Annotated in this window: 29 protein-coding genes; 15 read left to right on the top strand and 14 right to left on the bottom strand. The window is 72.8% G+C overall.

All coding sequences use genetic code 11. The annotated features are described in order from the left end of the window. Positions 1-75: 75 nt before the first annotated feature. Positions 76-1,038, top strand: a complete 963-nt coding sequence (locus OG904_RS32705) for a YihY/virulence factor BrkB family protein (RefSeq protein WP_405497257.1) — start codon at positions 76-78, stop codon at positions 1,036-1,038. On the opposite strand, the gene OG904_RS32700 is transcribed toward OG904_RS32705, so the two are convergent. Then, positions 965-1,477, bottom strand: a complete 513-nt coding sequence (locus OG904_RS32700) for an ATP-binding protein (protein WP_405497255.1) — start codon at positions 1,475-1,477, stop codon at positions 965-967. The two genes, OG904_RS32705 and OG904_RS32700, sit on opposite strands and share 74 nt — an antisense overlap. A 341-nt stretch (positions 1,478-1,818) precedes the next feature. Here OG904_RS32700 and OG904_RS32695 point away from each other — a divergent pair, with 341 nt between their 5' ends. After that, complete coding sequence (locus tag OG904_RS32695; protein WP_405498399.1) at positions 1,819-2,625, top strand: ribonuclease BN; 807 nt, start codon at positions 1,819-1,821, stop codon at positions 2,623-2,625. 171 nt (positions 2,626-2,796) lie between these two features. Here OG904_RS32695 and OG904_RS32690 read toward each other — a convergent pair whose 3' ends face one another. The 3 genes from OG904_RS32690 to OG904_RS32680 all read right to left on the bottom strand — a co-directional run bounded on the left by OG904_RS32690 (position 2,797) and on the right by OG904_RS32680 (position 4,091). Next, positions 2,797-3,237, bottom strand: coding sequence for a hypothetical protein (locus OG904_RS32690; protein ID WP_405497253.1), 441 nt, complete (start codon positions 3,235-3,237; stop codon positions 2,797-2,799). 16 nt (positions 3,238-3,253) lie between these two features. Then, positions 3,254-3,508 carry a hypothetical protein gene (locus tag OG904_RS32685; protein WP_405497251.1) on the bottom strand — a complete coding sequence of 85 codons (255 nt, stop codon included), beginning with the start codon at positions 3,506-3,508 and terminating at the stop codon, positions 3,254-3,256. 67 nt (positions 3,509-3,575) lie between these two features. Beyond that, entirely contained in the window at positions 3,576-4,091 is a 516-nt protein-coding gene (locus OG904_RS32680) for a hemerythrin domain-containing protein (protein WP_405497249.1), read from the bottom strand. Between the two features lie 185 nt (positions 4,092-4,276). On the opposite strand from OG904_RS32680, the gene OG904_RS32675 reads away from it, so the two are divergent. The 4 genes from OG904_RS32675 (at position 4,277) to OG904_RS32660 (ending at position 8,627) form a co-directional block, all read left to right on the top strand. Beyond that, a complete protein-coding gene (locus tag OG904_RS32675) occupies positions 4,277-4,819 on the top strand; it encodes a hypothetical protein (protein WP_405497247.1) in 543 nt (180 codons plus the stop codon). Between the two features lies 1 nt (position 4,820). Next, positions 4,821-5,396 carry a hypothetical protein gene (locus OG904_RS32670; protein WP_405497245.1) on the top strand — a complete coding sequence of 192 codons (576 nt, stop codon included), beginning with the start codon at positions 4,821-4,823 and terminating at the stop codon, positions 5,394-5,396. Positions 5,397-5,614: 218 nt separating this feature from the next. Then, positions 5,615-8,119, top strand: a complete 2,505-nt coding sequence (locus OG904_RS32665; protein WP_405497243.1) for a SpoIIE family protein phosphatase — start codon at positions 5,615-5,617, stop codon at positions 8,117-8,119. Positions 8,120-8,255: 136 nt separating this feature from the next. Next, positions 8,256-8,627 carry an STAS domain-containing protein gene (locus tag OG904_RS32660; RefSeq protein WP_405497241.1) on the top strand — a complete coding sequence of 124 codons (372 nt, stop codon included), beginning with the start codon at positions 8,256-8,258 and terminating at the stop codon, positions 8,625-8,627. Positions 8,628-8,710: 83 nt separating this feature from the next. Here OG904_RS32660 and OG904_RS32655 read toward each other — a convergent pair whose 3' ends face one another. The 9 genes from OG904_RS32655 to OG904_RS32615 form a co-directional block, all read right to left on the bottom strand. After that, positions 8,711-9,064: a DUF3618 domain-containing protein gene (locus OG904_RS32655; RefSeq protein ID WP_405497239.1), complete on the bottom strand. Its 354-nt coding sequence runs from the start codon at positions 9,062-9,064 to the stop codon at positions 8,711-8,713. Between the two features lie 207 nt (positions 9,065-9,271). Further along, positions 9,272-9,640, bottom strand: a complete 369-nt coding sequence (locus tag OG904_RS32650; RefSeq protein ID WP_405497237.1) for a PRC-barrel domain containing protein — start codon at positions 9,638-9,640, stop codon at positions 9,272-9,274. A gap of 94 nt (positions 9,641-9,734) precedes the next feature. Next, positions 9,735-9,896: a hydrophobic protein gene (locus OG904_RS32645; RefSeq protein ID WP_405497235.1), complete on the bottom strand. Its 162-nt coding sequence runs from the start codon at positions 9,894-9,896 to the stop codon at positions 9,735-9,737. A 168-nt stretch (positions 9,897-10,064) separates the two neighbouring features. After that, positions 10,065-10,220 carry a DUF6131 family protein gene (locus OG904_RS32640; protein ID WP_328296574.1) on the bottom strand — a complete coding sequence of 52 codons (156 nt, stop codon included), beginning with the start codon at positions 10,218-10,220 and terminating at the stop codon, positions 10,065-10,067. A gap of 87 nt (positions 10,221-10,307) precedes the next feature. After that, positions 10,308-11,375, bottom strand: a complete 1,068-nt coding sequence (locus tag OG904_RS32635; protein WP_405497232.1) for an iron-containing redox enzyme family protein — start codon at positions 11,373-11,375, stop codon at positions 10,308-10,310. Next, positions 11,372-11,806 (bottom strand): CDGSH iron-sulfur domain-containing protein, encoded by a 435-nt coding sequence (locus tag OG904_RS32630; RefSeq protein WP_405497230.1) that lies wholly within the window; start codon positions 11,804-11,806, stop codon positions 11,372-11,374. Before OG904_RS32630 ends, OG904_RS32635 begins: the two co-directional genes overlap by 4 nt. Continuing rightward, positions 11,790-12,473, bottom strand: a complete 684-nt coding sequence (locus tag OG904_RS32625; protein WP_405497228.1) for a HemK2/MTQ2 family protein methyltransferase — start codon at positions 12,471-12,473, stop codon at positions 11,790-11,792. Before OG904_RS32625 ends, OG904_RS32630 begins: the two co-directional genes overlap by 17 nt. 187 nt (positions 12,474-12,660) lie before the next feature. Continuing rightward, positions 12,661-12,960, bottom strand: coding sequence for a DUF3040 domain-containing protein (locus OG904_RS32620; RefSeq protein ID WP_405497226.1), 300 nt, complete (start codon positions 12,958-12,960; stop codon positions 12,661-12,663). 12 nt (positions 12,961-12,972) lie between these two features. Beyond that, positions 12,973-13,302, bottom strand: a complete 330-nt coding sequence (locus tag OG904_RS32615) for a plasmid stabilization protein (RefSeq protein ID WP_405497224.1) — start codon at positions 13,300-13,302, stop codon at positions 12,973-12,975. Positions 13,303-13,494: 192 nt separating this feature from the next. Here OG904_RS32615 and OG904_RS32610 point away from each other — a divergent pair, with 192 nt between their 5' ends. The 6 genes from OG904_RS32610 (at position 13,495) to OG904_RS32585 (ending at position 17,862) form a co-directional block, all read left to right on the top strand. Then, on the top strand, positions 13,495-13,668 hold the full coding sequence (locus tag OG904_RS32610) for a CsbD family protein (RefSeq protein ID WP_405497222.1): 174 nt from the start codon (positions 13,495-13,497) through the stop codon (positions 13,666-13,668). 291 nt (positions 13,669-13,959) lie between these two features. Continuing rightward, on the top strand, positions 13,960-14,571 hold the full coding sequence (locus OG904_RS32605; protein ID WP_405497220.1) for a thioredoxin family protein: 612 nt from the start codon (positions 13,960-13,962) through the stop codon (positions 14,569-14,571). Between the two features lie 62 nt (positions 14,572-14,633). After that, a complete protein-coding gene (locus OG904_RS32600) occupies positions 14,634-15,101 on the top strand; it encodes a hypothetical protein (protein ID WP_405497218.1) in 468 nt (155 codons plus the stop codon). 131 nt (positions 15,102-15,232) lie between these two features. Next, positions 15,233-16,150 (top strand): SigB/SigF/SigG family RNA polymerase sigma factor, encoded by a 918-nt coding sequence (locus OG904_RS32595; protein WP_405497216.1) that lies wholly within the window; start codon positions 15,233-15,235, stop codon positions 16,148-16,150. Between the two features lie 239 nt (positions 16,151-16,389). Continuing rightward, entirely contained in the window at positions 16,390-17,355 is a 966-nt protein-coding gene (locus OG904_RS32590) for an anti-sigma factor RsbA family regulatory protein (RefSeq protein WP_405498397.1), read from the top strand. Between the two features lie 162 nt (positions 17,356-17,517). Further along, a complete protein-coding gene (locus OG904_RS32585; protein WP_405497214.1) occupies positions 17,518-17,862 on the top strand; it encodes an SH3 domain-containing protein in 345 nt (114 codons plus the stop codon). 51 nt (positions 17,863-17,913) lie between these two features. Here OG904_RS32585 and OG904_RS32580 read toward each other — a convergent pair whose 3' ends face one another. Beyond that, positions 17,914-18,219 carry a WhiB family transcriptional regulator gene (locus OG904_RS32580; RefSeq protein ID WP_405497212.1) on the bottom strand — a complete coding sequence of 102 codons (306 nt, stop codon included), beginning with the start codon at positions 18,217-18,219 and terminating at the stop codon, positions 17,914-17,916. Between the two features lie 195 nt (positions 18,220-18,414). On the opposite strand from OG904_RS32580, the gene OG904_RS32575 reads away from it, so the two are divergent. The 3 genes from OG904_RS32575 (at position 18,415) to OG904_RS32565 (ending at position 21,330) form a co-directional block, all read left to right on the top strand. Further along, the gene (locus tag OG904_RS32575) at positions 18,415-19,161 is read left to right on the top strand and encodes an SOS response-associated peptidase (protein ID WP_405498395.1); all 747 of its coding nucleotides are present in this window, start codon (positions 18,415-18,417) and stop codon (positions 19,159-19,161) included. Positions 19,162-19,260: 99 nt separating this feature from the next. Next, on the top strand, positions 19,261-19,809 hold the full coding sequence (locus OG904_RS32570) for a hypothetical protein (RefSeq protein ID WP_405497210.1): 549 nt from the start codon (positions 19,261-19,263) through the stop codon (positions 19,807-19,809). A 102-nt stretch (positions 19,810-19,911) separates the two neighbouring features. After that, entirely contained in the window at positions 19,912-21,330 is a 1,419-nt protein-coding gene (locus OG904_RS32565) for an MFS transporter (protein WP_405497208.1), read from the top strand. Positions 21,331-21,346 lie beyond the last annotated feature (16 nt).

Genomic DNA, 21,346 nt, shown 5'->3' with positions numbered 1-21,346 from the left:
GTCCGTCACCGCCCGCGCCCGTACGCGGGCCACCGCGGGCGCATGCGCACGGGCCCCTCAGGGCACCCGCGCGGCATGACCGACATCCCCCGCGACGCCCCGCACCCGGGCCGTCCGCACACCCTCGCCCGCGTGTCGCCCGCCCGCATGGCGCGCACCCGCGCCGAGCTGCGGCGTACGGCCGTCCACGTCTGGACCGACAACCTCGCCGACCAGGCGGCCGCCCTCACCTACTACGCCGTACTCGCGCTGCTGCCCGCGCTCGTCATCGCGGTCTCCCTCGTGGGGCTGCTCGGCACGGCCACGAGGGTCCGGCTGATCACCGGGCTCACCTCCTACGCGCCCCCGCAGTCGGCGCAGGTGCTGCGCGACGCGCTCGACGGTCTCGTGGCGGAGCGCTCGCCGGTCTGGGCCCTGCTGATCAGCGGTGTGCTGAGCGCGGTGTGGTCCGCGTGCAGCTATCTGGCGGTCTTCCGGCGCACCCTGCACACCATGCACGGGGTGCCCGACACCCGGCCTCCGCTCCGCGCGGCGCACACGCTGGTCGTCAACGCCGTGGTGCTGCTGGTCCTGCTCGTGGCCGGCGCCCTGGGGCTGGTCGTGTCCGGACCGATGGCCCGGCGGGTCGCCAGGGCCGGCGGCGGGATCGGCCCGGAGGGCATCGCGCTGCTGCGCTGGCCGGTGCTGCTGGTGGTCGTCACCCTCCTGGTGCTGATCCTCTTCCGCAGCGGCCCGGCCCAGAGCCGGGGCACCCGCCGGGGCCTGCCCGGCGGGGTGCTGGCGGCCCTGCTCTGGCTGGCCGCCTCGGGGCTCTTCACCCTCTACACGGAGCTGGACACCTACGGCCGGCTCTACGGATCGCTGGCCGGTGTGGTCGTCTTCCTCATCTGGCTCTGGTTCGCCAACCTGGCCCTGCTCACCGGGGCCCGGTTCAACGCCGAACGGGCTCGGCGGCCGGAGCGGTTCAGTGGCCGGCCGGCGGAGCCGTCCGGCCCCGGGTCCCTGAACCCCGGTTCCCCGCGCCCCGGTTCCCCGTGACCAGCCGGGAGGAATCGATCTCCGCCCAGACGACCTTTCCGGAACCGTGGGCGTAGGAGCCCCATCGGTCGGAGAGCCGCTGCACGATGTGCAGGCCGTGGCCGCCGGGGACGCCCGGCCGGCGTACGGCACGGGGGTGCGGCGCCGCCGCCGCGCCGTCGACCACGTCGATGTGGAGGGCCTCGCCCGCGGTCAGCACGAGCTCGTGGCAGCCGTGCGCGTGCAGGGCCGCGTTGGTCACCAGCTCGGATACGACCAGCAGGGCGTCCTCGGCGCTCTCCCGGCCGTCCCAGCCCCAGTCCCGCAGGGTCTGGCGGGTGAAGTCCCGGCCCTTGCCGACCGCACCCCGGACCCCCCGCAGGGCGAGCCTGCGGCGCTGGCCGGTGACCGCCGCCGCCTTGCCCAGCGGACCCCTGGCGGCCGCTCCCGTCGTATTCACTGACGCCTCACCCCGACCGTTGACGCTGCCGTGTTCGATGGAGGGAGCGGCTCCGTGCCCGGGCCGCCCGGGTGCGCCGGCCTGTGACCGCCGTCCCGCTCTCGCGTATGCCCGACCTGATCGTCGGGACACGTGGACACCGCCACCGGTGTGGGTCTCCCCCGCGACCCGGTGCGTTGGGCCGGGCGGGCGGGCCCGGCGGTCCGGTGGATTCCCGGAGACGGGGGTCTACCGTGGGAACAGCGGTTGGAGCGGCCATGCGATCACGACGGCGCACCGAAGCCCGGCCCGGCGACGCGACCGGATCCGGTGGGGCCCGCAGGCTGTCGCCCTTCGGACGGATGCTCAGCACGATCCGCCGGGCGCGGGCCGGGCGCCGCTGGCTGCGCGTCCGGGAGCTCGATCTGTGGCAGCGCTCCCTGCGGTTCGCCGCCCTCGGGTTCCTGACGCTGGTGCCCCTGCTGATCGTCGTCTCCGCGGCGGACACCCACGGGGGACGGGGATTCGCGCAGTGGCTGGGCGACGGGCTCGGCGTGTCCCCGGCCGCCAGGGTGGAGATCGGGCAGCTCTTCGCGCTGCCCGGCCAGGCGTGGCGGACCACGACGGCGTTCGGCCTCGCCCTGCTCGCCGTGTTCGGCCTGTCCTTCGGCACGATGCTGCAGAGCGGCTACGAGAGCGTCTGGGACCTCCCGCCGTCCCGCTGGTGGGCCAGATGGCGTCACGCGCTGTGGCTCGGCGTACTGATCGGGATCCTCTACCTCTCGGCGGTCACGGTGCCCTGGCGCGACACCCCGGCCCGCGGCTTCGTCACGGTGGCGATCGGAACCCTCTTCTTCTGGTGGTCCCAGCGGCTCCTGCTCGGCGGCCGGGTCCCGTGGCGGGCCCTGCTCCCCGGGGCCGCGGCCACCATGCTCGGACTGATCGGGCTGCGGGTCTTCTCCCGGCTCGTCTTCTCGCCGCTGATCGCGTCCGGCGCCGTCACGTACGGCGCCTTCGGAACCGTCCTCGTCATCCAGACCTGGCTCGTCGGCATCGGCGTCGTCGTGTTCGGGGGCGCGCTCGCCGGCCGGCTCCTCCACGACGAGCTGCTGCGCCGGGCGGGACCGGGCGGAGCGCGGCAGGACGGCGGAACGGGCCCGGGCCCTTAGGCCGTCTCTTTCGGATCTTGTCAGGCGTCGCGGGCCCGGCAAGATCCGAAAGAGCCGGCCCAGCGGGGACGGCGTTCGCGGGAAGATCCGCGAATGGCCTGCGGCCACCCGGAGCTCCGGGTGGCCGCAGGCCATTCGCCGTACGGCGGCACGTCGGGGAGGGGCGGGCCCTCAGAGTTCCGCGCGGGTGGCGGACTGGGCGGCCCGTACCGCCACGTTGGCCGCGTCCCGCACGACCGGTGCGGCCGGGCTGCCTGCGGCGCCGCCGCGGCCGGACAGCGTCCGGCCGCACAGCGCCGCCCAGACCAGGGCGGCCGAAGCCGCCTTGGCGCGTTCGGCGCGGCGGGGCAGCAAGGTGCCGAAGAGCAGCGCGTCCCCCGCGTCGATCGCGACCCGGCACAGAACGGCCGTGCGCAGCGCCGCCCCGCCGGGAGCCGCCACCATGGCCGCGCCGACGACGGCGTCCCGGACTCCCAGGGCGCGGATCAGCAGCGCGGTGGAGCCCCGCTCGGGCAGGCCGCAGGGGCGGGCCAGCACCCGGGGACGGCAGGCGACCGCCACCCCGTATCCGAGGGTGGCCGCGCCCATCACCCTTGCCGCCGTGGTGCGCATGCCGGTGCCTCCGCTCTCAGTGGTCCTCGCCGCCGGACGGCCGCGGGCCGTCCGGACGGGCCTGCTCCTCCCGGCCGATGCCCGGGCGCTGCCGCTTGGCCTCGTGTTCCCCGGCATCCGCGGCGCCGGAGCCGGAGCCGGAGCCGGAGCCGGAGCCGGAGCCGACCACGGCGTCGTCCGCCCGCTGCCGGGCCTCGCGGTCCCCGCTCTCGCCCTCCGCCTCGGACGGGGTGGTACGCGGGTGCAGCCGGACCTTGTCCTGATCCGTCATCGCGTCCTCCTGCGGTCTTCGGTCTTTCGGTCTCCGGCCCTACTCGTCTACGCCGGCGGTGGCCCCGTCATCCCCGTACGACCGCTCGCACGTTCTCGACGCTGCCGCAGTCGGCGGCCAGGCGCCGCTCCCGCTCCTGGCGGAACGCCGCCCCGAGCTCGGCGCGCCGCTCGTCCGGGACGTTCTCCCTGGCGCCGTTGAGGATGGTCCGTTCCTCCTCGTCGAGGTGGTGGGAGACCGCCTTCACCAGCTCCTCCAGACGGGCGTCCCACTCCTCCGAGCCCACCTCGGAGACTTCGAGCAGTGCCAGCAGGGCCTCGTTGCCCTCCGCGTGCTCCTCGGTCCCGTGCTCGACCTCCTCGTTGTCCACGTCCTTGAACCTCTTCAGCGCGCCGTACACCTCGGCCTCCTCCGCCTCGCCGTGCGCGACGAGAAGGGCGGAGAACTTCGCGAGGGCGCCCGCCCGGTCCGCTTCGACACTGCGCATCCGGCGGAAGAGGTCCTCCATCGTGCGGTGGTCCTTGAGGATCATGGCGACGACGTCCTGGTTCTGCTGCGGCTTCTCCTGCTTGTCCGCGGCCATGCCACGTCCTTCCTGCTCTCGGGCCTGCTCTCGGGCCTGCTCTCGGGCTTCGCTTCGCATGGCGCCTGCTCCCTGGCCAGGAGTTCAAACCCCGGGGACCCCAGTCCTGCCCCGACGGGTTTGCCCGGCACCTGCGAGGGCAGCCGCGTCGATGGATGAGAAGAGCCCCCGGACGGAGGCAGGAGATGTCAACCAATTCGCTGATAGCCGTCATCGTCGTGGCGGCGGTCGTCGTGATCGCCCTCACCGCACTGCTGTGGACGCTGGCCCGACGGCGGCACCTGCGCGAACGGTTCGGTCCGGAGTACGACCGTACCGTCGAGGAGCGGGGCGACAAGCGGTCCGCCGAGCGGGACCTGCGCGCCCGTGAGGAGCGGCACGACCGCCTCGACATCAAGGAGCTGTCCCCCGAGCGCCGGCACCAGTACGCGGACGAATGGACCGGTGTGCAGCAGCAGTTCGTGGACCGGCCGGAACGATCCGTGGCCGATGCCGACGAGCTGGTGACCCGGCTGATGGGTGAACTCGGCTACCCCACCGAGGGGTACCAGGACCAGTTGCGGGACCTCTCGGTGGAGCACGGCCGCACGCTGGAGGAGTACCGGGCCGCCCACGCGGCGAAGGTGCGCAGCAGTGCGGGAGAGGCGACCACAGAGGAGCTGCGCGGGGCGATGGTGCACTACCGCACCCTGTTCGAGGAGCTGCTCGCCGACCAGAGGAGCCGATGACATGCAGAACCGCGAAGACGACGAGAAGGCGGGACGGACGTCCGAGTCAGTCCTGACGACCGATGACCTCGCACGTCCCGCGCGGGGCGGTGGCGGTGGCAGGGACGCGGCCGTCTACCCGGGCGAGGCCACGGGTGGCCGGAGCGGCGCGGAGCGGCCGCCGGCGGACGCGCGCGCCGGGGGCCCGCAACCCGTGGGCCCGGAACCCGTGGGCGACGCGTCGGCGCGGGAACCGGAAGGGGTGCCGCGGGCCGAGCCGGAAACCTGGCAGGACCTGAAGGAACCCGCCGGCGGACCCGGTTCCGAGGACGAACCACTCCTCGGAACCCCTGAGGCAGAGCGCTACCGCACGCGTTGGAGCGAGATCCAGGGGCGGTTCGTGGACGACCCGCAGGAGGCGGTCCGGTCGGCGGACACCCTGGTGGCGGAGGTCATGCAGACGTTCGCGGGCAGGCTCTCCGAACACCGCAGCGGGCTGGAGAAGCAGTGGGACCGCGGTGAGCAGGTGGCCACGGAGGACCTGCGGCAGGCCCTGCGCGCCTACCGCTCGCTGGTCAACCGGCTGCTCGACACCTGAGCGGCACCGGCCTTGACTCCGGAGCCGGGTCCGGCGCGGTCCGGCCGTCCGGCGGGGCGGCGCCGGAGCCGCGCGGCGGACGGCCACCATCACCGGCGGGCCCCAGGCCGTCTCTTCCGGATCTTGCCGGACGGCCCGGCAAGATCCGGAAGAGACGGCCTGGTCGTGGGGCCGCCGCACCCGGCGCGAGCCGGGTGCGGCCGTGCCATGCTCGAGGAATGAAGGGCGATGCCACACCTGCGGGAGAGGGCGCCGCACCCGAGGTGCTGGCGCTCGCCAAGGTGGTGGCAAGGCTGCGGTCGGAGATCGTGGACCTGGAGGGTCTCGCCGCGACCACGGCCGTCGTCGAGCGGGCCAAGGGCGTGCTGATGGCCCGGGAGGGCGTGGCCGCCGACACGGCGTACGCGATGCTCCTCGACCGTGCCGGTGCGCGCGGCCGCACCCTCCTGGAGGAGTGCTGGATCACCCTGGGGCAGATCCGTTCCCGCCCCTCTCCCCCGGCCGCGGCGTCCTCCGCGCCGGTCCCCGCACCGTCCCCACCCCCCTCGCCGACCTCACCGACCTCGCCGACCTCCGCGGCAGCCTCCGCCCCCGGTACGGAGAACCCTGCCACCTCGGCCTTCGGCGCCGGACGCCATCTCTTCGGCCGCGGCAGCGCCGAGGACTCGCTGCGGCCGCTGCTGGCCCGGCTGGCCGACGGCCTGGCGACGGCCCGCGGCGGTGACGCCATCGCGGAGCTGCTGCGGACCGTGCTCGGCGCGGCCACCGGGATCGACGCGGTGATGATCTACTCCCTGGCCTCCGCCGGGAACCTCGAGCTGACCGGCGCCGCCGGGATCGACCGGGCGCTGGCCGAGCAGTGGCGCCGCGTCCCCCCGCTCAGCGGGGTCGCCGCCCACGAGGCCGTCGCCGGGCGCCGGGCCCTGTGGCTGGAGGACCCGGTCCAGGACGCCCACCGCTACCTGCTGATCGGGAACCCCCCGGACCGCTGGCCCTCCCGCGCCTGGCTCCCGGTACCCCCCGAGGGACCGCCGAAGGCCGCCATCGGCTTCCTGCGGTCGCGGCCGGGCCCCTTCGCGGCCGACATCCGGGCGCTGCTGCGGCGGGCGGCCCGGCTGTGTGCCGGTCCGCTGGGGATGGCGGAGCGGCCCGGCGAGGACGGCTCCCAGGGGGTGGGTGCGGACGTGGCCGAGGTCCAGCAGGTCCTGGACGCACTGGCCGGACCGGCGATCCTGCTCACCCCGCTGCGCTCGGAGGCGGGCGAAGTGGAGGACTACCGGATCGACGCGGCGGCGCCCGAGTCGGTGGACGTGGCCGGACGGCGCGGCAAGGAGCTCGTGGGCCGCAGGATCCTGGAGACCTACCCGACCGTGGCGGGCACCGCACTGTGGGAGGGCTACCTGGAGACGCTCGCGACGGGAACCGGGTACGAGGGGGAACCCTTCACCTACGAGGAGGTCGTCGCCGGCCTCCCGCGGCAGTCCGCGTACTCGGTCCGGGCCTCCAGGCTCGGAGACCGCCTCGTCGTGTCCTGGATCCGCCACGACACCAGCGAGCGCGAGGCCCGCCGGCTGGCCGACATGCAGCGCCTGGGCAACCTCGGCTGGGCCGGCTGGAACCTGGCGGCGGGCACCGTCACCTGGTCCGAGCAGGTCTACGCCATCTTCGACCGCGACCCACGCGAGGGGCCGATGCCGCTGGAGGAGCTGCCGCACCACCTCCTCCCGGACGACCTGCCGGTGCTGGGCGCCGCCGTCCAGCGGCTGCTGGGCGAGGGCGAGGCCATAGACCAGGCGTTCCGGATCACCACCGCGCACGGTGTCCGGCACCTGCGGATCGTCGCCGGGGCCCAGACCGATGCCGACGGCACTCCGGTGGAGGCGTACGGCTTCTTCCAGGACATCACCGTGCAGCGCGGCGCCGAGCTCGCGCTGCTCGAGAGCGAACGCGCCGTCCTGCTCCAGCGGGGCATGCTCCAGGCCGAACGGGCGCTCGCCGCGCGCCTCCAGGAGGCCCTGCTGCCGATCCCCGAGCAGTCCCTGGAGGTGGCCGGCCTGTGCGTCGACGTCGCCTACGTCCCTTCGGACCGCGGGGTCAACGTCGGCGGGGACTGGTACAGCGCCATCGAACTGCCCAACGGCAGTGCCCTGTTCGTGGTGGGCGACGTGGCCGGGCACGGTCTGCCGGCCGTCGGCACCATGGCCCAGCTGCGGTTCACCACCAAGGGCATGACGATCACCGGGTCTCCCCTGCCGGACGTGCTTCGCCGGCTCAACGCCCTCCTCCTGCACACCTCCTCGGACCGGTCCGCCACCGCCTCCGCCTCCACCACGGCCACCATGGTCATGGCCCGCTACCAGCCCTGGGACCGGCGCCTGGTCTGGGTGCGGGCAGGACACCTGCCGCCCCTGCTGGTCCGCGGCGGCCGGGCGGCCTTCCTCGAACAGCCGCGGGGCAGCCTCCTCGGCGCCGCTCCCGAGGCCTCGTACGGGCAGGCCGTGCTCGACCTGATGCCCGGCGACCACCTGCTCCTCTACACGGACGGACTCGTGGAGGAGCCGGGCGAGGACCTCGGCGCCGCACTCGACCGGCTCGCCTCGACGACCCTGCGGCTCCTGCGGGAGGACCGCGGTCAGACCCTGGCCCGGACGCTCGCCGCGCTGTCGACGGGCAACCGCGACGACATCTGCGTCCTGGACATCCACGTCCCGGAGGAACCGTGAGCCCACGCACCGGGCGCGAGGCTTGGACGGCGCCCGGCTGGGTAGGCGCGATGGACCCCGAGATCCTCAGGACGGGAGAAGCCATGGCCACGCCAGCGGGTCGGCCGGCCGCACAACGAGAAGGGGTGCGTGCGTGATGTCCACGGCGAACGGAGAGCGTTTCACCGTCGAGGCGCTGCCCCTGTCCGGGGCCAGGGTCCTGGTGATGTCGGGGGAACTCGACCACGACACCGCCGAGCCCTTCCGGCACACCTTCGACGCGGCGTGGCAGGACGGCGGGCGGCTACTGGTCGACCTGAGCCGCCTGGACTTCTGCGATTCCACGGGGCTGAACGTGCTGCTGCGCGGCCGGATGGCGGTCAAGGAGGCCGGTGGCAGCCTCGAACTGGTCGGCCTGCACCCGCCGGTCGCCCGGATGTTCCACATCACCGGCGCGGACCGGCTCTTCCCGATCCACACCGACATGGACGCCGCACTGGCAGCTCCGCCGGGGAGCCCGGCCGTATAGACCAGCCTCCCCGGGACGGAGCGTACGGCTGCGCCCGCGCCGGGACGGTCCGCTCGTGCTCCGCCGTCCCGGCCCCGGCCCCGTCAGCCGAGTCGCGGCGTTCCCCGCCGTGCCCGCCCGCTGCGCCGCAGGAGCAGTACGCCCGCCAGTGCGCCGCCCGCCACGATCAGCGCGGTGCTGTTGCTCCGTGCCGTGGCGACGGCCCGGCCGGCCCTCCCCGGCACGGGATGGGGGGCCGTGCCCCGCAGCCGGCCGGTGACCTGCCCGACCTGCCCCCGGACCGCGGCGATCCGGTCGTGGGCCCGCCCCGTGACGCCTGCCCTGGAGGCCAGTGCTCCGACGGTCCGCCCGAGCTCTTCCCGGGTGCGGGCGAACTGCCGGCGGACCTCCTGTGCGGTACGGACGGACGTGCTGCCGTGTGACTTCGTCGTCGTCATCGGGATGTCCTTCCTTCGATTGCTCTTCACGTGCCTGACCGCTCTCTTGGCGCGGATACCCGCCAACGGGCCGATAACGCGGCCGAGTTGCCGGGAAACGGGCCCGCATCGGCCGTCCGCTGTGCGCGGATCGGGAGCGGACGGATCGGGAGCGGGCACGGCAGTGGGCCCGGACTCGTCGAGTCCGGGCCCACTGCCTCGAGCCGGTCAGGCCGGTGGAATGCCGAAGGGGCCGCTGGTGGCGTAGTAGGTCACCAGCTCCTCCCGGTACCCGGCGTCGCCGAGGTGCTTGTCCCGGTGGAACTCCGGGGCCTGCTTGATCTGGCCCATGGTCCGGTCGACGAAGATCCTGCGCTCCTCGGGGTCGATGCTGACGACGGTGCTCGCCGGCAGCAGGACCTCCTTGCCGAAGATCCACATCCCGGTGTCCACGACCAGGTAGGCGTCACCGACCCCGTCGGAGTGCTTGTCCACCTTGCCGATGCCGCCGTCGGTCGCCTCGACCTTGTAGCCGGTCAGATCGGCACCGGCCAGGTGACCGGCGGTCGACTTGTAACTCCACACATGCTCAGTCACGCGAGAACAGCTCCTCGGTTAAAGAACGGACGGCGGGGAATTCCCTGCCGTCCCGCAATTCGTTCGTCCGGGACGGAATTCCCGGTCCGGACCGCTACCAGCGGTACCAGCGGCCGCTGCCGCCCTTGGGGCGGGCGACGAAACCGATCAGCCACAGCACCAGTACGGCGATCGCGACCCACCACAGGATCTTGAGCGCGAAACCGGCGCCGACGAGAAGGACGATCAGCAGAAGAACGAGAAGAAGCGGAACCATGATTATTACCTCCGGAAATCCGTCTGCCCCGATCCCGTCTGCTCACTCGCATGAATGCGCCGGATGTGCCGGTCACGTCGCGCGTGGCCGGATCCCACGCCGCGGCGGCCGCAGCGGGTCCCGGCTACGGGTCGCACCCGCGGCCGGGACCACATGTGGGGGCCGCTGTCACCAGTAGTGGCGGCGGCCGCCGACCGCGTGTCCGACCGAACCCAGGATCCAGAGCACCGCGCCGATGACGAGCAGGATGATCCCGATGGTCCAGAGGATGGAGATTCCGGTCAGGAATCCGATGAGCAGGAGGATGAGTCCGGCGAAAAGCATGATGTCCTCGTTCTCACGTCGGGAATTCGGCGGACCGGGTTGATCCGCCGTGGTGACTCAGATCGCGCGTACCCGGGAATCCCGTTCTTATCTGTGGCTTGGCCCTGATCTTCTGTGGGCGGGCGAAAGGTCTCGGGGCACCGGCGCCAGTTCCGTCCGCAGGGCGGAGCGGCCTCGCCCCCAGGCTTCCAGCAGGTGGTCTGCGAGACGGCCCTCCAGCAGGACCGTCGCCGCGCACCCGAAGGCCACGTCGGGCTCCAGCTGTGGTTCCTCGCCGAGGAGGCCGCCGATCACCTCGCGCCGTACGACCTGTTCGTGCACCGCGTCGGCCTCCACGTGTTCGGTGTAGAAGCGCTCGGCGGCCGGTCCCGCGCCGCATCGCCGCATGGCGCCGGCCATCCGGCGCGAACCGGGCGAGGAGGTCACTTCGACACAGGCGAAGTGACCCACCAGGGCGCCGCGCAGCGAGCGGTGCAGGCCGAAGAGCGACATGAGGTTGACGGTGGCGAGCAGCGGCGCCGGCGCGTGGTCCAGGTACCTGCCGTAGGCGTGGTCCAGGCCGAGGTCGTCCATGAGGTCGGCGAAGAGCCTGGCGTGGATGTCCGCGGCGCGCCCGGCGCCGAACTCGTCGTACTCGATCGCGACCATGCCGGCCTTGGCCCGTCCGGTCAGCCGGGGAACGACCCAGACGTGCGGGTCGGCTTCCTTCAGGTGGTAGAGGGAGCGCAGGGCCGCGTACTCGCGCAACTGCCACAGTTCGCCTTCGGTTTCGAGGAGGCGGCTGACGCTGCCCGTCAGGTCGACCGGCTCGACGAGGAGCGGCGCGAAGGCCTCCTCGGCCGACCGGGGGGCATCCGCCAGTTCGGTGCGCAGGGCGTGCAGGAACCGGGTCTCCAGCGCCTGCCGCAGGCGGAGCAGGTCCGGGTCCCACTCGCGGTCGTCTTCGACTCCCCCGAAGCCCCGGTAGTGGAGCTCGTAGAGCAGGTAGAGGGCGAGCTGGAGGTCCTCGCCCCACGGATCGGCCGAGAGGACGGCCCCGGCCCGGTGCACGGGAGGACGCCCGGTGCGCAGGGCGTCGAAGACGGCGTCCGACAGTACGCCGCGACCTCGCACGAGGTCAGGTCCGCTGCTCGCGGTTCTGGGGGTGGCCGTCATCCGGTGCTCCTGTCCTGGGCGGCGTGGTCCCGGGCGGCGTGGCCCTGGGCGGCATGGTCCCGGGCCTGGGCCTGCTCTTCGGTCTGGCCCTGGTGCTGGTCCTGGCCCTGGCCCTGGTCCTGGTCCTGGTCCTGGTCCTGGCCCTGGCTCCGTTCCTGGTCGCGGCCCTGGTCTTCGGGCGTGGCGGTGCGGCGTTCGCGGGGGCGGTGGCTCGTGTCGCACCAGGGGTACGTCCGGCTGCGGCGGCAGGTGCACACGGCGACCGTGAAGCGGTCGGAGCGGACGAGGCTCCCGTCGTCCATGACGATCTCCACGGGCCCTTCGACCAGGACCGGGCCCTGTGGATCCACCGCCAGCCGGCGGGCCGCGCGGCGATCGCGGCGATCGGGCTCCTCCCGGTCGCCCGGCCGGTCCTCACGCACGCCGGGCACGGACGACCACCAGCTCTTCCAGCTCGTCTCCGTCGGTCAGGCCCCGGCTCAGCAGCCAGGCCCGCCTGGAGCGGAGCACCGGCCCCCAGGGCACCACGGCCCGGGCCGCGACCTCGGCCGTCAGGCCTTCGCGCCCCAAGTGCTCCAGGGTGGTCGCGGTCCCGCACATGCCCGACTGCACCATGAGCAGGATCCCGCCCGGCCGCAGCAGCGCGGGCGCGCGCGCACAGATCCTGTCGATGACCTCGCGCCCGTCCGGGCCGGCGTCCCATGCGCGGGCGGCGCCGCGGGAGGGCAGACGGGCCCGCGGGGACGGTACGTACGGCGGATTGGCGAGTACGAGGTCGAAGCGGCGGCCCCGCGTGCGGCCGGCGAAGTCTCCGTGCAGCACGGTCAGCGGCGTCCCCCGGCGCAGGGCGTTGAACCGGGCTGCGATCACTGCGGGCCAGGAGACGTCGACCGCGGTCACCCGCGCCCCGGCTCCGGCCGCGTACAGCGCGAGAGCGCCCGTACCCGTGCCGATCTCCAGCACCTCGGTGGCGGGCCCCAGCTCCTCGTCGGAAAGGGCGTCGGCCAGGAGGCGCGTATCGGCCTGTGGGCGGTACACGCCGGGTGGGGCGAGAAGTCGTACCCGGGTGTCCCCGCTGGTCAGGGCCGTGTTGAGCATCGCGCACCTCCGGAGGGGGCCCGGCCCGCGGGGAGCGGATCGCGCCGATGGACGGAACGGGGGGCGCCTGCCCGGAACGCGGGGACCTACCGCGGTCCCATCGATCTTCAGAGGATCACACGAGGGTGATCCTCTGAAGGGTGAGCAGGAGAGGCTCTTGGCGCCCGCTCACGCCGCCCGCGCCCGCTCACGCCCGCGCGCGGCTCTGCCAGCGCCGCCGGCACCAGCGGACCAGCAGGGGGAGGGCCGTGACGAGGGTCAGGACCCAGGCAGCCGCGAAGGCCCAGATCAGGGGCTGGGCCACGGTCACGGACGCCGCGATCAGCAGGGCCAGGGACACGGCTCCCAGGAGGGCGGCGGTCCGAGCCGTACGACAGCGCAGGTCGAGCGAGCGCAGCAGCAGGCCCAGGGAGCGATCGGCCTTCAGACCGTCTTCGATCTCGCCCAGGGTGCGCCGCTCGTGGTCGGAGAGTCCGGCTCCATCCATGACGCACCTCCCTCAGCCACCGCCACCGAGTGCGCGCCGCAGCTGTTCCTTGTTCATCTTCGATCGGCCCTCGATGTTGCGGTGCCTGGCCTCTTGGTAGAGCTGGTCGTACGTGCGGCCCCCGGCACCGCTGTGGGAGCGGTGCCCGCCGCGTTCGCCGGACGACATGTCCTGCAGCGAGAGTCGGCTCGCCGTCTTCGACTCGCCGTGTCGCGCACGTTCCTTGTTGACGGTCCGGGCGGCGATCTCCTCCGCCCGCTTCTCGCTCTCCCCCCGGTCGAGCGCGCTCTCCTTGATGTGCTCGTACTGCCGCTCGCGCTTGGGGCTGGATCCACGGGGCATGGCGCGGCTCCTTCCGGTTCAGCGCTCGGCTACCCGCGTACGCGCCGTCCAATCCTGGGCGAATACGGGGCCCGTCGGCGGCCCGGGCGCCGCTCGAAACTCGGGTCGGCTCCCGACGCATACACCGGGGAGTCCCGGGCAGTCGCGGCCCATCGGAAGAATCACCGCACGACCGAGAGGACCGGAACCGTCATGAGCAAGGCGAAGGCGAAGGCCAAGCAGGTCAAGGGCAAGATCAAGGAAACCGCCGGCGACGCGATGGGCGACCGGCGCATGCAGGCGGAAGGCGCCGGGGAACGCCTGACCGGCAAGGCGCAGGAAGCCGCGGCGAAGGTGGCCGACAAGGTCAAGAAGTCCAAGCACTGAATCCCGCTCACCCACTTCCCGCGCTTCCCACACTTATCCAGCGGCCCCGGTGCCGTCGTGTCCTCACGACGGCACCGGGGCCGTCGTGCGGCCCGCTGAATCCGGTGGCCCGCCCCGCCGTTCCCGGGTGGAGAGCCACCTGCCGGGCCCGCCCCCGCCGCCCACAAGGGACCTCACGGGAGCATTCGCTCCCGGTTCACCCGCCCGTGAATGCCGAGGTCAGCCCGCCTGAACAGCGGCGGACCGGCCCGGCTATCCTCCTGCGACTGATCACTCACGGGAGGGAACCTCATGCGCCGGATACGCCTCGGGACGATCGGGACGGCAGCCGCGATGGCCGGAGTCGCATTCACCGCCGGGTGCGCTGCGACCAGTACCACCGCACTGGCGCCCGCCTCCACGGCGACCGCGTCCTCCGCCACGACCGGCGCGCCGTCCACCGCGGCCTCGCCCAGCGGCAGTTCCCTCCCGGGGACGCCCTCGGCAGCCGCGCGGGCCCTTCCCCGTGGTTACGACGCCAAGCGCGACGCGAAGGCCGACATCCAGGCAGCCGTGGCCGAGGCCGCCAAGGACCACAAGGAAGTCCTCGTCGACTTCGGCGCCAACTGGTGTCCGGACTGCCGGGCACTCGACGTGATGTTCCGCTCCGCCCAGGTCGAGCCACTGCTGCAGAAGAACTACGTCGTGGTCTCCGTCGACGTGGGCAAGTTCGACCACAACCTCGATGTGGCCGCGCACTACGTCAACCTGCAGACCAGCGGGATCCCGGCGCTGGTCGTCCTGAAATCGGACGGTGAACTGCGGACCGCGACCGACGACGGCGCCTTCTCCAGCGCCGGAACCATGAACCCCGGCCAGGTGAGCGACTTCCTGACCCGGTGGTCGCCCGCCGGCAGCCGGTGAAGATCCGAACTCGGCGCAGTGCCGGGCTGGGGGCGGGCACTGTGTCGGCAGTGGCGTCGGCCGTGACGTCGGCCCTCCTGATCAGCGGCTGCGGGACGGCCCGGCCCACTGGGCCCACAGCGCACTCCACGGCCAACGGGGTCACGGTCACCGTCGCCCTGCTGCCCACGTCCAGCGGTCAGCGTGAGATACGGGCGACGTTCAGTCCTGGGCAGACCGGGTTCCACCTGTACAGCATCGATCTTCCCCCGGAGGGCATAGACGGGCTGGGCATCCCGACCCGGCTCTCCGTTCAAGGTGACCTCACCGCCACGGGCAAACCGGCGACGGACCGCCCGATCCGCCTGCTCCGGCCCGCAGGGCTCCAGGTGGAGCTCCCCGTCTACTCGGACGGAGCCGTGACGTTCACCCTGCCGGTCCGCCAGACCGGCTCCCACCAAGCCGAAGCGGTCGTCAGCTACGGTGCCTGCAGCGAGACCCGGTGCCTCACACCCGTCACCGACAAGGTGATCCGGCTCAGCCTCGACTGACGCGCAGCGGGGAGGAAGGGACCGAGGGAAAGTGGGTCAACACGCCCCTCGCGGGGTATGAACCCATCAGGAAGACGACGACGGTTCTCCGCTGCGCCTGTTGGCGCAGTTCCATCCGTCGGAGGTTTCACATGTCACCCACGGTATCCGTGTCACACATGTCCCCGATGGCCTGCGACACCGCGGGCCCGGATCTCCTCCAGACCGAGATCCCCCCTGCTCCGGTCGGTGTGGCGGTTCCGCTCGAGATCCCCGACTCTCCGGTCGGCGTGAGCACCGCGGACGCCCGGACCCTGTCCACCGCGCTGTTCCGGCGCCTGGACACCCTGGAAGAGGGCACCTCCGAGTACTCCTACGTGCGCAACACCCTGGTCGAGCTCAACCTCAGCCTGGTGAAGTACGCGGCCCGCCGCTACCGCACGCGCCGGGAACCGCTGGAGGACATCATCCAGGTCGGCACGATCGGCCTCATCAAGGCCATCAACCGGTACGACGTGGAACGCGGGATCGAGTTCGCCACGTTCGCGATCCCCACCATCACCGGCGAGATCAAACGATTCTTCCGGGACACCAGCTGGTCGGTGAAGGTCCCCCGGCGGCTGCAGGAGCTCCGGCTCGACATCGCCAAGACGTACGACGTCCTCGAACAGCGGCTGGGCCGCCGGCCGTCCGACCGTGAGCTGGCCCAACAGCTCGGAATCACCGAACACGAGCTGGTCGAGGGCCTCCAGGCCGCCAACGGCTACACCGCCGGCTCCCTCGACGCACCCCTCGGCGAGGACACGAACGTGACACCGCTGGCCTCCTCGCTCGGCACGGAGGAAGCGGCGTACGACCGCATCGAATGCCTGGAAACGCTCAAGCCCCTGCTGACCACGCTCAGCGACCGCGACCGGCAGATCCTGGCCATGCGCTTCGGGGAGGAACTCACCCAGTCCGAGATCGGCGACCGGCTCGGCCTCTCCCAGATGCACGTCTCCCGCCTGCTGAACCGGATCACGGAACGGCTGAGGACTGGCCTTCTGACCGACGAGACCGTCACGTCGTAGAGCATCGTCGCCGGGCGTCGTGGGCGGGCCTCGCAGGCGGACGTCGTGGGCGGGCCTCGTAGGCTCAGCGCCGCCTCGCCCCGGCAGCGGGGCACCGACCTCGATGTCGGCATACAGCCGATATGGGCACACAGTGGCATGACCCACCGATTCCCGGGCAGCAGCGGCTATGAGCCCCCTCATGCAGGGGACGCCATCGGGAAGGGACCGCCATGACCAGCCGGGGCGCCCGGGACGTGATGGGCCGTACGACCCCTGCGGCACCCTTCGAGCACCCGGCGCTCTTCTACCGCGGCGAGGACGAGTACGTGGCCGCTCTGGCGCCCTTCATCAGGGCCGGCGCGCAGGCCGGAGAGCCCGTCGCCGTCGCCCTGCCGAACGGGAACCTGGGGCTGATCACAGCGGAACTCGCCGGCCTGGACACCGAGCCGGCCCCCGGCGTGCGCTTCCTCGACATGACGCTGGCGGGGCGCAATCCGGGACGGATCCTCCCCGGGGTCCTCCTCCCCTTCGCCGACGCCCACCGGTCCGGGCACGTCCGGATCATCGGCGAGCCCGTCTGGCCGGGGCGCACCCCGCAGGAGTACCCGGCATGCGTCCAGCACGAAGCCCTGATCAACGCCGCCTTCCGCGGGCGGGACGTCACCGTCCTGTGTCCGTACGACGCGGAAGCCCTGCCCGCCGGGGTGCTCGCCGATGCGCGGGTCACCCATCCGACCGTCATCGAGGACGGCCGGGAGCGCGTGAGCGCCGCCTTCTCGCCCGGCCGTGCCTTCGCGCGCGGCAACGAGCCGCTGACCCGCCCCGAAGACGCGGCCGCCTTCGGGTTCGACGCGGGGCGCCTGCACGGAGCACGCCGGTTCGCCACCGAGATCGCCTCGCGGCTCGGTACGGCCGACGACGCGCGTGCGGCGCTGTCACTGACCGTGGCCGAGCTGACGACGAACAGCGTGGTGCACGGCGGCGGCAGCGGGATCCTCCGGCTCTGGGTCGAAGCAGATCAACTGGTGTGCGACGTAAGGGACTCCGGGCTGCTGAGCGATCCGCTCGCCGGCCGCGTACCGCCGCCCGTCGAGCGGCCCGGTGGACGCGGGCTGGTCCTGGTCAACGAGTTCGCCACACTGGTCCGCATCCACGCGGGTGCCACGGGGACGACGGTCCAGGTCCACCTCGACATGCGACCCCGGCCCGGATCGCTGCCGTGACGCTCCGGCAGCGACCGCCTCGGACGCGGGTGACTGGGCCATCCGGTGCAACGGAGGGCGTGTTCCCTCCGGGCCCCCGCCCCGGCGGTGGATAGTCGATCGGGTGATCGGCGGCAGGTGCCGCGGAGCCACGCCCAGGCGACACAGGAAGAGTGGATCCCGATGGTGAAGAAGGCATTGCTGACGCACGTCCTGGCGGCCGGAGTACTGATCGGGCCGCTGGGCACGGCCGGCTGGGCGGCCGACGGTCCCGGCGGTGGGCACGCGAAGGCGGAGACCCGCCCCGTGGGAGTGGTGGAGTCCCGGGCTCCGCTCAACGTCCGCGAGAAGCCGACCGCGTACTCGGGCGTGGTGAAGCAGCTGCGCCCGCACGAGCGGGTGCTCCTCTCGTGCCAGAAGCGCGGAGGCTGGGTGGACGGCAACCCGGTGTGGTACCGCCTGCACGGATCGAAGGGCTGGGTCTCCGCCCGCTACGTCCACAACCTCCAGCCGGTCCGCCCCTGTTGAGACCCGCGGAGCCGGGCACGGCCCCGTACCGGCGGGGGCCGTGCCCGTTGCTCAGGCGGGGCGGGACAGCGCCGGCCTCTCCCCTCCAGCGGCACCGCACCGGCGCCGTTCGCCCTCGGTGAGCCCGCCCCAGATCCCGAACGTCTCCCCCGCCTCGAGCGCGTGCCTCAGACATTCGCGCTGCACCGGGCACAGCGCGCACACCTCTTTCGCCGCCTCGTCGCGCGCCTCTCGGTCGGGGTTCTGTTCGCCCGTGGGGTGGAAGAAGAGGCGCGAGCCCAGTTCCCGGCAGGCGGCCCCCTCCTGCCACAACCAGTGGTGCTCGGCACTGCCGGGTAAACGCGACGCGTTTCCCACCTCGGGACCTCCATCGGATAGGGGCCGGATACGGACCGGATCCGAACCGGTTCCGGATGCGCGATCCCCCCTCGTCTGGCCCGGAGCACGCGCCTCAAACACGCTGTGACCGGTCAACCCCAGGAGGGGTTCCACGCAGGGGCACTCGCCGCGCTCGCCCCTTCCCGGCGGGAGCGGGGTGGGACAATGAACGGCATGTGCGGCCGCTACGCCTCTTCCCGGGGCCCCGAAGACCTCGCGGGCCTCTTCGACGCCGGCCTCGACCCGGCCCGGGTACTCGGCCCTTCCTGGAACGTGGCGCCCACCGACGAGGTGTGGGCGGTTCTGGAACGCGCCGCCCGTGACACCGGGGAGGTCCAACGGCGCCTGCGCCCCGTGCGATGGGGCCTGGTCCCGTCCTGGGCGAAGGATCCGGCCGTGGGATCACGGATGATCAATGCGCGGGTGGAGACGGTCCACGAGAAGCCGGCCTACCGTCGGGCCCTGGCCAAACGCCGCTGCCTGCTGCCCGCGGACGGTTTCTACGAGTGGGTCGCCGTGCCGGCCTCCGGGCCGGCCAAGGCGTACAAGCAGCCGTACTTCATCCGGCCCGAGAGCGGATCCGTGATGGCGATGGCCGGGCTGTACGAGTTCTGGCGCGACCCCGCCGTCACCGACGAGGACGACCCGGCGGCCTGGCTCACCACGGCCACGATCATCACCACCGAGGCCACCGACGCGGCCGGCCGCATCCATCCCCGGATGCCGCTCGTCCTCCACCCGGGCGACTACGAGGCGTGGCTCGACCCCTCGCACCAGGACACCGTGGACCTCCGCGCCCTCCTGCACACCCCGGCCGACGGCCGCCTCTCGGTGACCGCCGTGTCCACGGCCGTCAACAGCGTCCGCAACGACGGCCCCCGGCTCCTCGACGCCCCCGGCCCACAGGACCCCACCACCTGAACGCGTTCAATACCTCGGTAGGGTGGGGCCCGGTCAGGGCACGGAGCTCGGCCGCGGTGACGGCTGCACGCCGGCCGGTGCGATCAGGGGGCGGCGCGGATGCGATACCGGAGATCCGGGGCGAGGACGACGGCCCGCGCCCTGCTGGGCTTCGGGCTGATCGGCGTGCTGCTGTGCGGATGCGGCCGGCTGTTCCCGCTGCCGCCACCCGGGACACCCCAGACCCTGAGCGGGGCGGAACTGATGGGGACGTGGACGGACGGGAGGGGCGGAAGCCTCACCTTCTCCGACGGGCACCTCTTCGTCGCCGACAAGATCTGCGGGGACTACCTGTCCATGGCGCCCGATGCCGCGGCGCCCCGGCCCGCGGCATCCCGGCCCGCGGCGACCGAGTCCACGGCATCCGGCTCCACGGCGCCCGAGCCTCCGGGGACCGCGGACGAGCAGATCAAGACCGGCTACGGTCCGTGGGAAGCCGACACCTCGACGGCGCCCGGCGAGCGGGTGGCGGTGACCAAGGTCCGGATCGAGTTCGACGGTGAACTGGCCGCCTCCTACGAGGCCGGCGGCACCCGCGGGGCACCCAGGCTCTGGGCGTACTTGGGAGACCCTGACGACGGCGACCTCTGCGTCCTCACCAAGACCTGAACCGGAACCGCCCGGCGGAACCAGGCCGGGACCACCACCGTGCTGCGGAGCCCGGCGGGCCGCCCCACAATGGGACGAGGATCGGCTGAGAGGAACGCTCTCATGCACACCGCGTCTTCGACGGCAGTCCGGACCGGTGCCTTCATCGCGGTCGCCGTCGCACTGTTCTGCATCCAGCTCGACTTCTTCGCCCTCAATCTCGCCATTCCCGGCATCTCGGCGGAGCTCGGCGTCACGGTTTCGGCCGCTCAGTGGAGCTTGTCCGCGTACATGCTCGCCATCGGCTGCTTCTTCATCGTCGGAGGCCGGGTGGGCGATGTCTTCGGGAGGCGGGGCACCCTGCTGGCCGGTACGGCCCTGTTCGCGGCCGGTTCCGTGGGGTGCGCGCTGGCTCCCGGCCTCGGCCCGCTGGTGGCGGCCCGGATCGCGCAGGGGGTGGGTGCGGCGTTCGTCTTCCCGGTGGCCGTGTCCGTGATCACCAACACCTTTCCCGAGCAGAGCCGCATGAAGGCCCTGGGCGCCGTGTTCGGTGTCGCCAACATCGGGACCGCGCTCGGGCCCTTCGTCGGCGGAGGGTTCACGGAGGGGCCCGGCTGGCGCTGGATCTTCTGGGTGATGGTGCCGCTGAGCCTGCTCTCGCTGCTCGTCGCGCTCGTGTACGTCCCGGACTCGCGCGACGCGTCGGTGCCGCGCGAGCTCGATCTCCTGGGCTGCGCCCTGATCGTCTGCTCGCTGGCCACCCTGACGACCGGCGTGGAGCGCGCGGACGCCTGGGGCTGGGACAGCGCGCGCACCCTCACCCTCTTCGCGGTGGCCGTGGTGACCGGCGGGCTGTTCCTCGTACGGGAGCGGCTGACCCCGCACCCGCTGATCGACCTGCGGCTGCTGCGCAACGTCCCCTACGTCCTGGTGACCGTGCTGGGCTCGCTGTCGAACATGGGCTTCGTCGCGACCGTCTTCCTCTCCACGCTCTACCTCCAGGGCGTACGCGGCCTCTCGCCGCTCCTGGCGGGCACCGTCTTCCTAGCCCCGGCGCTGATGGTGGCGCTCAGCGGACCGCTCGGGGCGCGGCTGGCCCGGCACATGCGGACGACGGCCGTGATGGCACTGGCCGGGGGCATCGCGGGCACGGGGATGTACGCGCTGACCGAGGTCAGCGCCTGGTGGCTGTACGTGCCGGTGTTCGCGTGGTGCGGGCTGGGACTGGGGCTGGGCTGGACCTTCTCCAGCGTGGCGACGCAGCAGGTCGTCGCTCCGGCCAGGGCAGGGGAGGCATCCGGCGTACTGATGACGTTCCTGGTCACGCTGGGAGCGATCGCCCTGGCCGGGACGGCGGCGGCGATCTCGGCGATGACGCCGCAGCGGGCGCCCGAGGAGGCCTACGACATGATCCTGCGGCTGGGCGGGGTGGCGATCCTGGCCACGGTGGCGGTCGTCATGGCCCTGAGCCACTGGCTCGAGGCGCACGGCGGCATCGCAGCCCGGCCGGGGGCCCCGGCGGGGCCAGGTGGTGGCGCGTAGCATCCCGTCACCCCCC

The organism is Streptomyces sp. NBC_00096 (genome assembly GCF_045041305.1).
Lineage (GTDB): Bacteria > Actinomycetota > Actinomycetes > Streptomycetales > Streptomycetaceae > Streptomyces.
The sequence above is the reverse complement of the archived record's forward strand: the minus strand, read 5'-3'. Positions and strand labels throughout refer to the sequence as shown.

Excerpts from the sequence above, each read along its gene's own strand:
- OG904_RS32575 (WP_405498395.1), top strand. The coding sequence starts at position 18,415 with ATGTGCGGCCGCTACGCCTCTTCCCGGGGCCCCGAAGACCTCGCGGGC.
- OG904_RS32685 (WP_405497251.1), bottom strand. The coding sequence starts at position 3,508 with ATGACGGATCAGGACAAGGTCCGGCTGCACCCGCGTACCACCCCGTCC.
- OG904_RS32595 (WP_405497216.1), top strand. The coding sequence starts at position 15,233 with ATGTCACCCACGGTATCCGTGTCACACATGTCCCCGATGGCCTGCGAC.
- OG904_RS32605 (WP_405497220.1), top strand. The coding sequence starts at position 13,960 with ATGCGCCGGATACGCCTCGGGACGATCGGGACGGCAGCCGCGATGGCC.
- OG904_RS32655 (WP_405497239.1), bottom strand. The coding sequence starts at position 9,064 with ATGACGACGACGAAGTCACACGGCAGCACGTCCGTCCGTACCGCACAG.
- OG904_RS32670 (WP_405497245.1), top strand. The coding sequence starts at position 4,821 with ATGCAGAACCGCGAAGACGACGAGAAGGCGGGACGGACGTCCGAGTCA.
- OG904_RS32675 (WP_405497247.1), top strand. The coding sequence starts at position 4,277 with ATGTCAACCAATTCGCTGATAGCCGTCATCGTCGTGGCGGCGGTCGTC.
- OG904_RS32705 (WP_405497257.1), top strand. The coding sequence starts at position 76 with ATGACCGACATCCCCCGCGACGCCCCGCACCCGGGCCGTCCGCACACC.
- OG904_RS32585 (WP_405497214.1), top strand. The coding sequence starts at position 17,518 with ATGGTGAAGAAGGCATTGCTGACGCACGTCCTGGCGGCCGGAGTACTG.
- OG904_RS32695 (WP_405498399.1), top strand. The coding sequence starts at position 1,819 with ATGCTCAGCACGATCCGCCGGGCGCGGGCCGGGCGCCGCTGGCTGCGC.
- OG904_RS32565 (WP_405497208.1), top strand. The coding sequence starts at position 19,912 with ATGCACACCGCGTCTTCGACGGCAGTCCGGACCGGTGCCTTCATCGCG.
- OG904_RS32590 (WP_405498397.1), top strand. The coding sequence starts at position 16,390 with ATGGGCCGTACGACCCCTGCGGCACCCTTCGAGCACCCGGCGCTCTTC.
- OG904_RS32665 (WP_405497243.1), top strand. The coding sequence starts at position 5,615 with ATGAAGGGCGATGCCACACCTGCGGGAGAGGGCGCCGCACCCGAGGTG.
- OG904_RS32645 (WP_405497235.1), bottom strand. The coding sequence starts at position 9,896 with ATGGTTCCGCTTCTTCTCGTTCTTCTGCTGATCGTCCTTCTCGTCGGC.
- OG904_RS32615 (WP_405497224.1), bottom strand. The coding sequence starts at position 13,302 with ATGCCCCGTGGATCCAGCCCCAAGCGCGAGCGGCAGTACGAGCACATC.
- OG904_RS32660 (WP_405497241.1), top strand. The coding sequence starts at position 8,256 with ATGTCCACGGCGAACGGAGAGCGTTTCACCGTCGAGGCGCTGCCCCTG.
- OG904_RS32680 (WP_405497249.1), bottom strand. The coding sequence starts at position 4,091 with ATGGCCGCGGACAAGCAGGAGAAGCCGCAGCAGAACCAGGACGTCGTC.
- OG904_RS32620 (WP_405497226.1), bottom strand. The coding sequence starts at position 12,960 with ATGGATGGAGCCGGACTCTCCGACCACGAGCGGCGCACCCTGGGCGAG.
- OG904_RS32690 (WP_405497253.1), bottom strand. The coding sequence starts at position 3,237 with ATGCGCACCACGGCGGCAAGGGTGATGGGCGCGGCCACCCTCGGATAC.
- OG904_RS32610 (WP_405497222.1), top strand. The coding sequence starts at position 13,495 with ATGAGCAAGGCGAAGGCGAAGGCCAAGCAGGTCAAGGGCAAGATCAAG.
- OG904_RS32570 (WP_405497210.1), top strand. The coding sequence starts at position 19,261 with ATGCGATACCGGAGATCCGGGGCGAGGACGACGGCCCGCGCCCTGCTG.
- OG904_RS32635 (WP_405497232.1), bottom strand. The coding sequence starts at position 11,375 with ATGACGGCCACCCCCAGAACCGCGAGCAGCGGACCTGACCTCGTGCGA.
- OG904_RS32640 (WP_328296574.1), bottom strand. The coding sequence starts at position 10,220 with ATGCTTTTCGCCGGACTCATCCTCCTGCTCATCGGATTCCTGACCGGA.
- OG904_RS32625 (WP_405497228.1), bottom strand. The coding sequence starts at position 12,473 with ATGCTCAACACGGCCCTGACCAGCGGGGACACCCGGGTACGACTTCTC.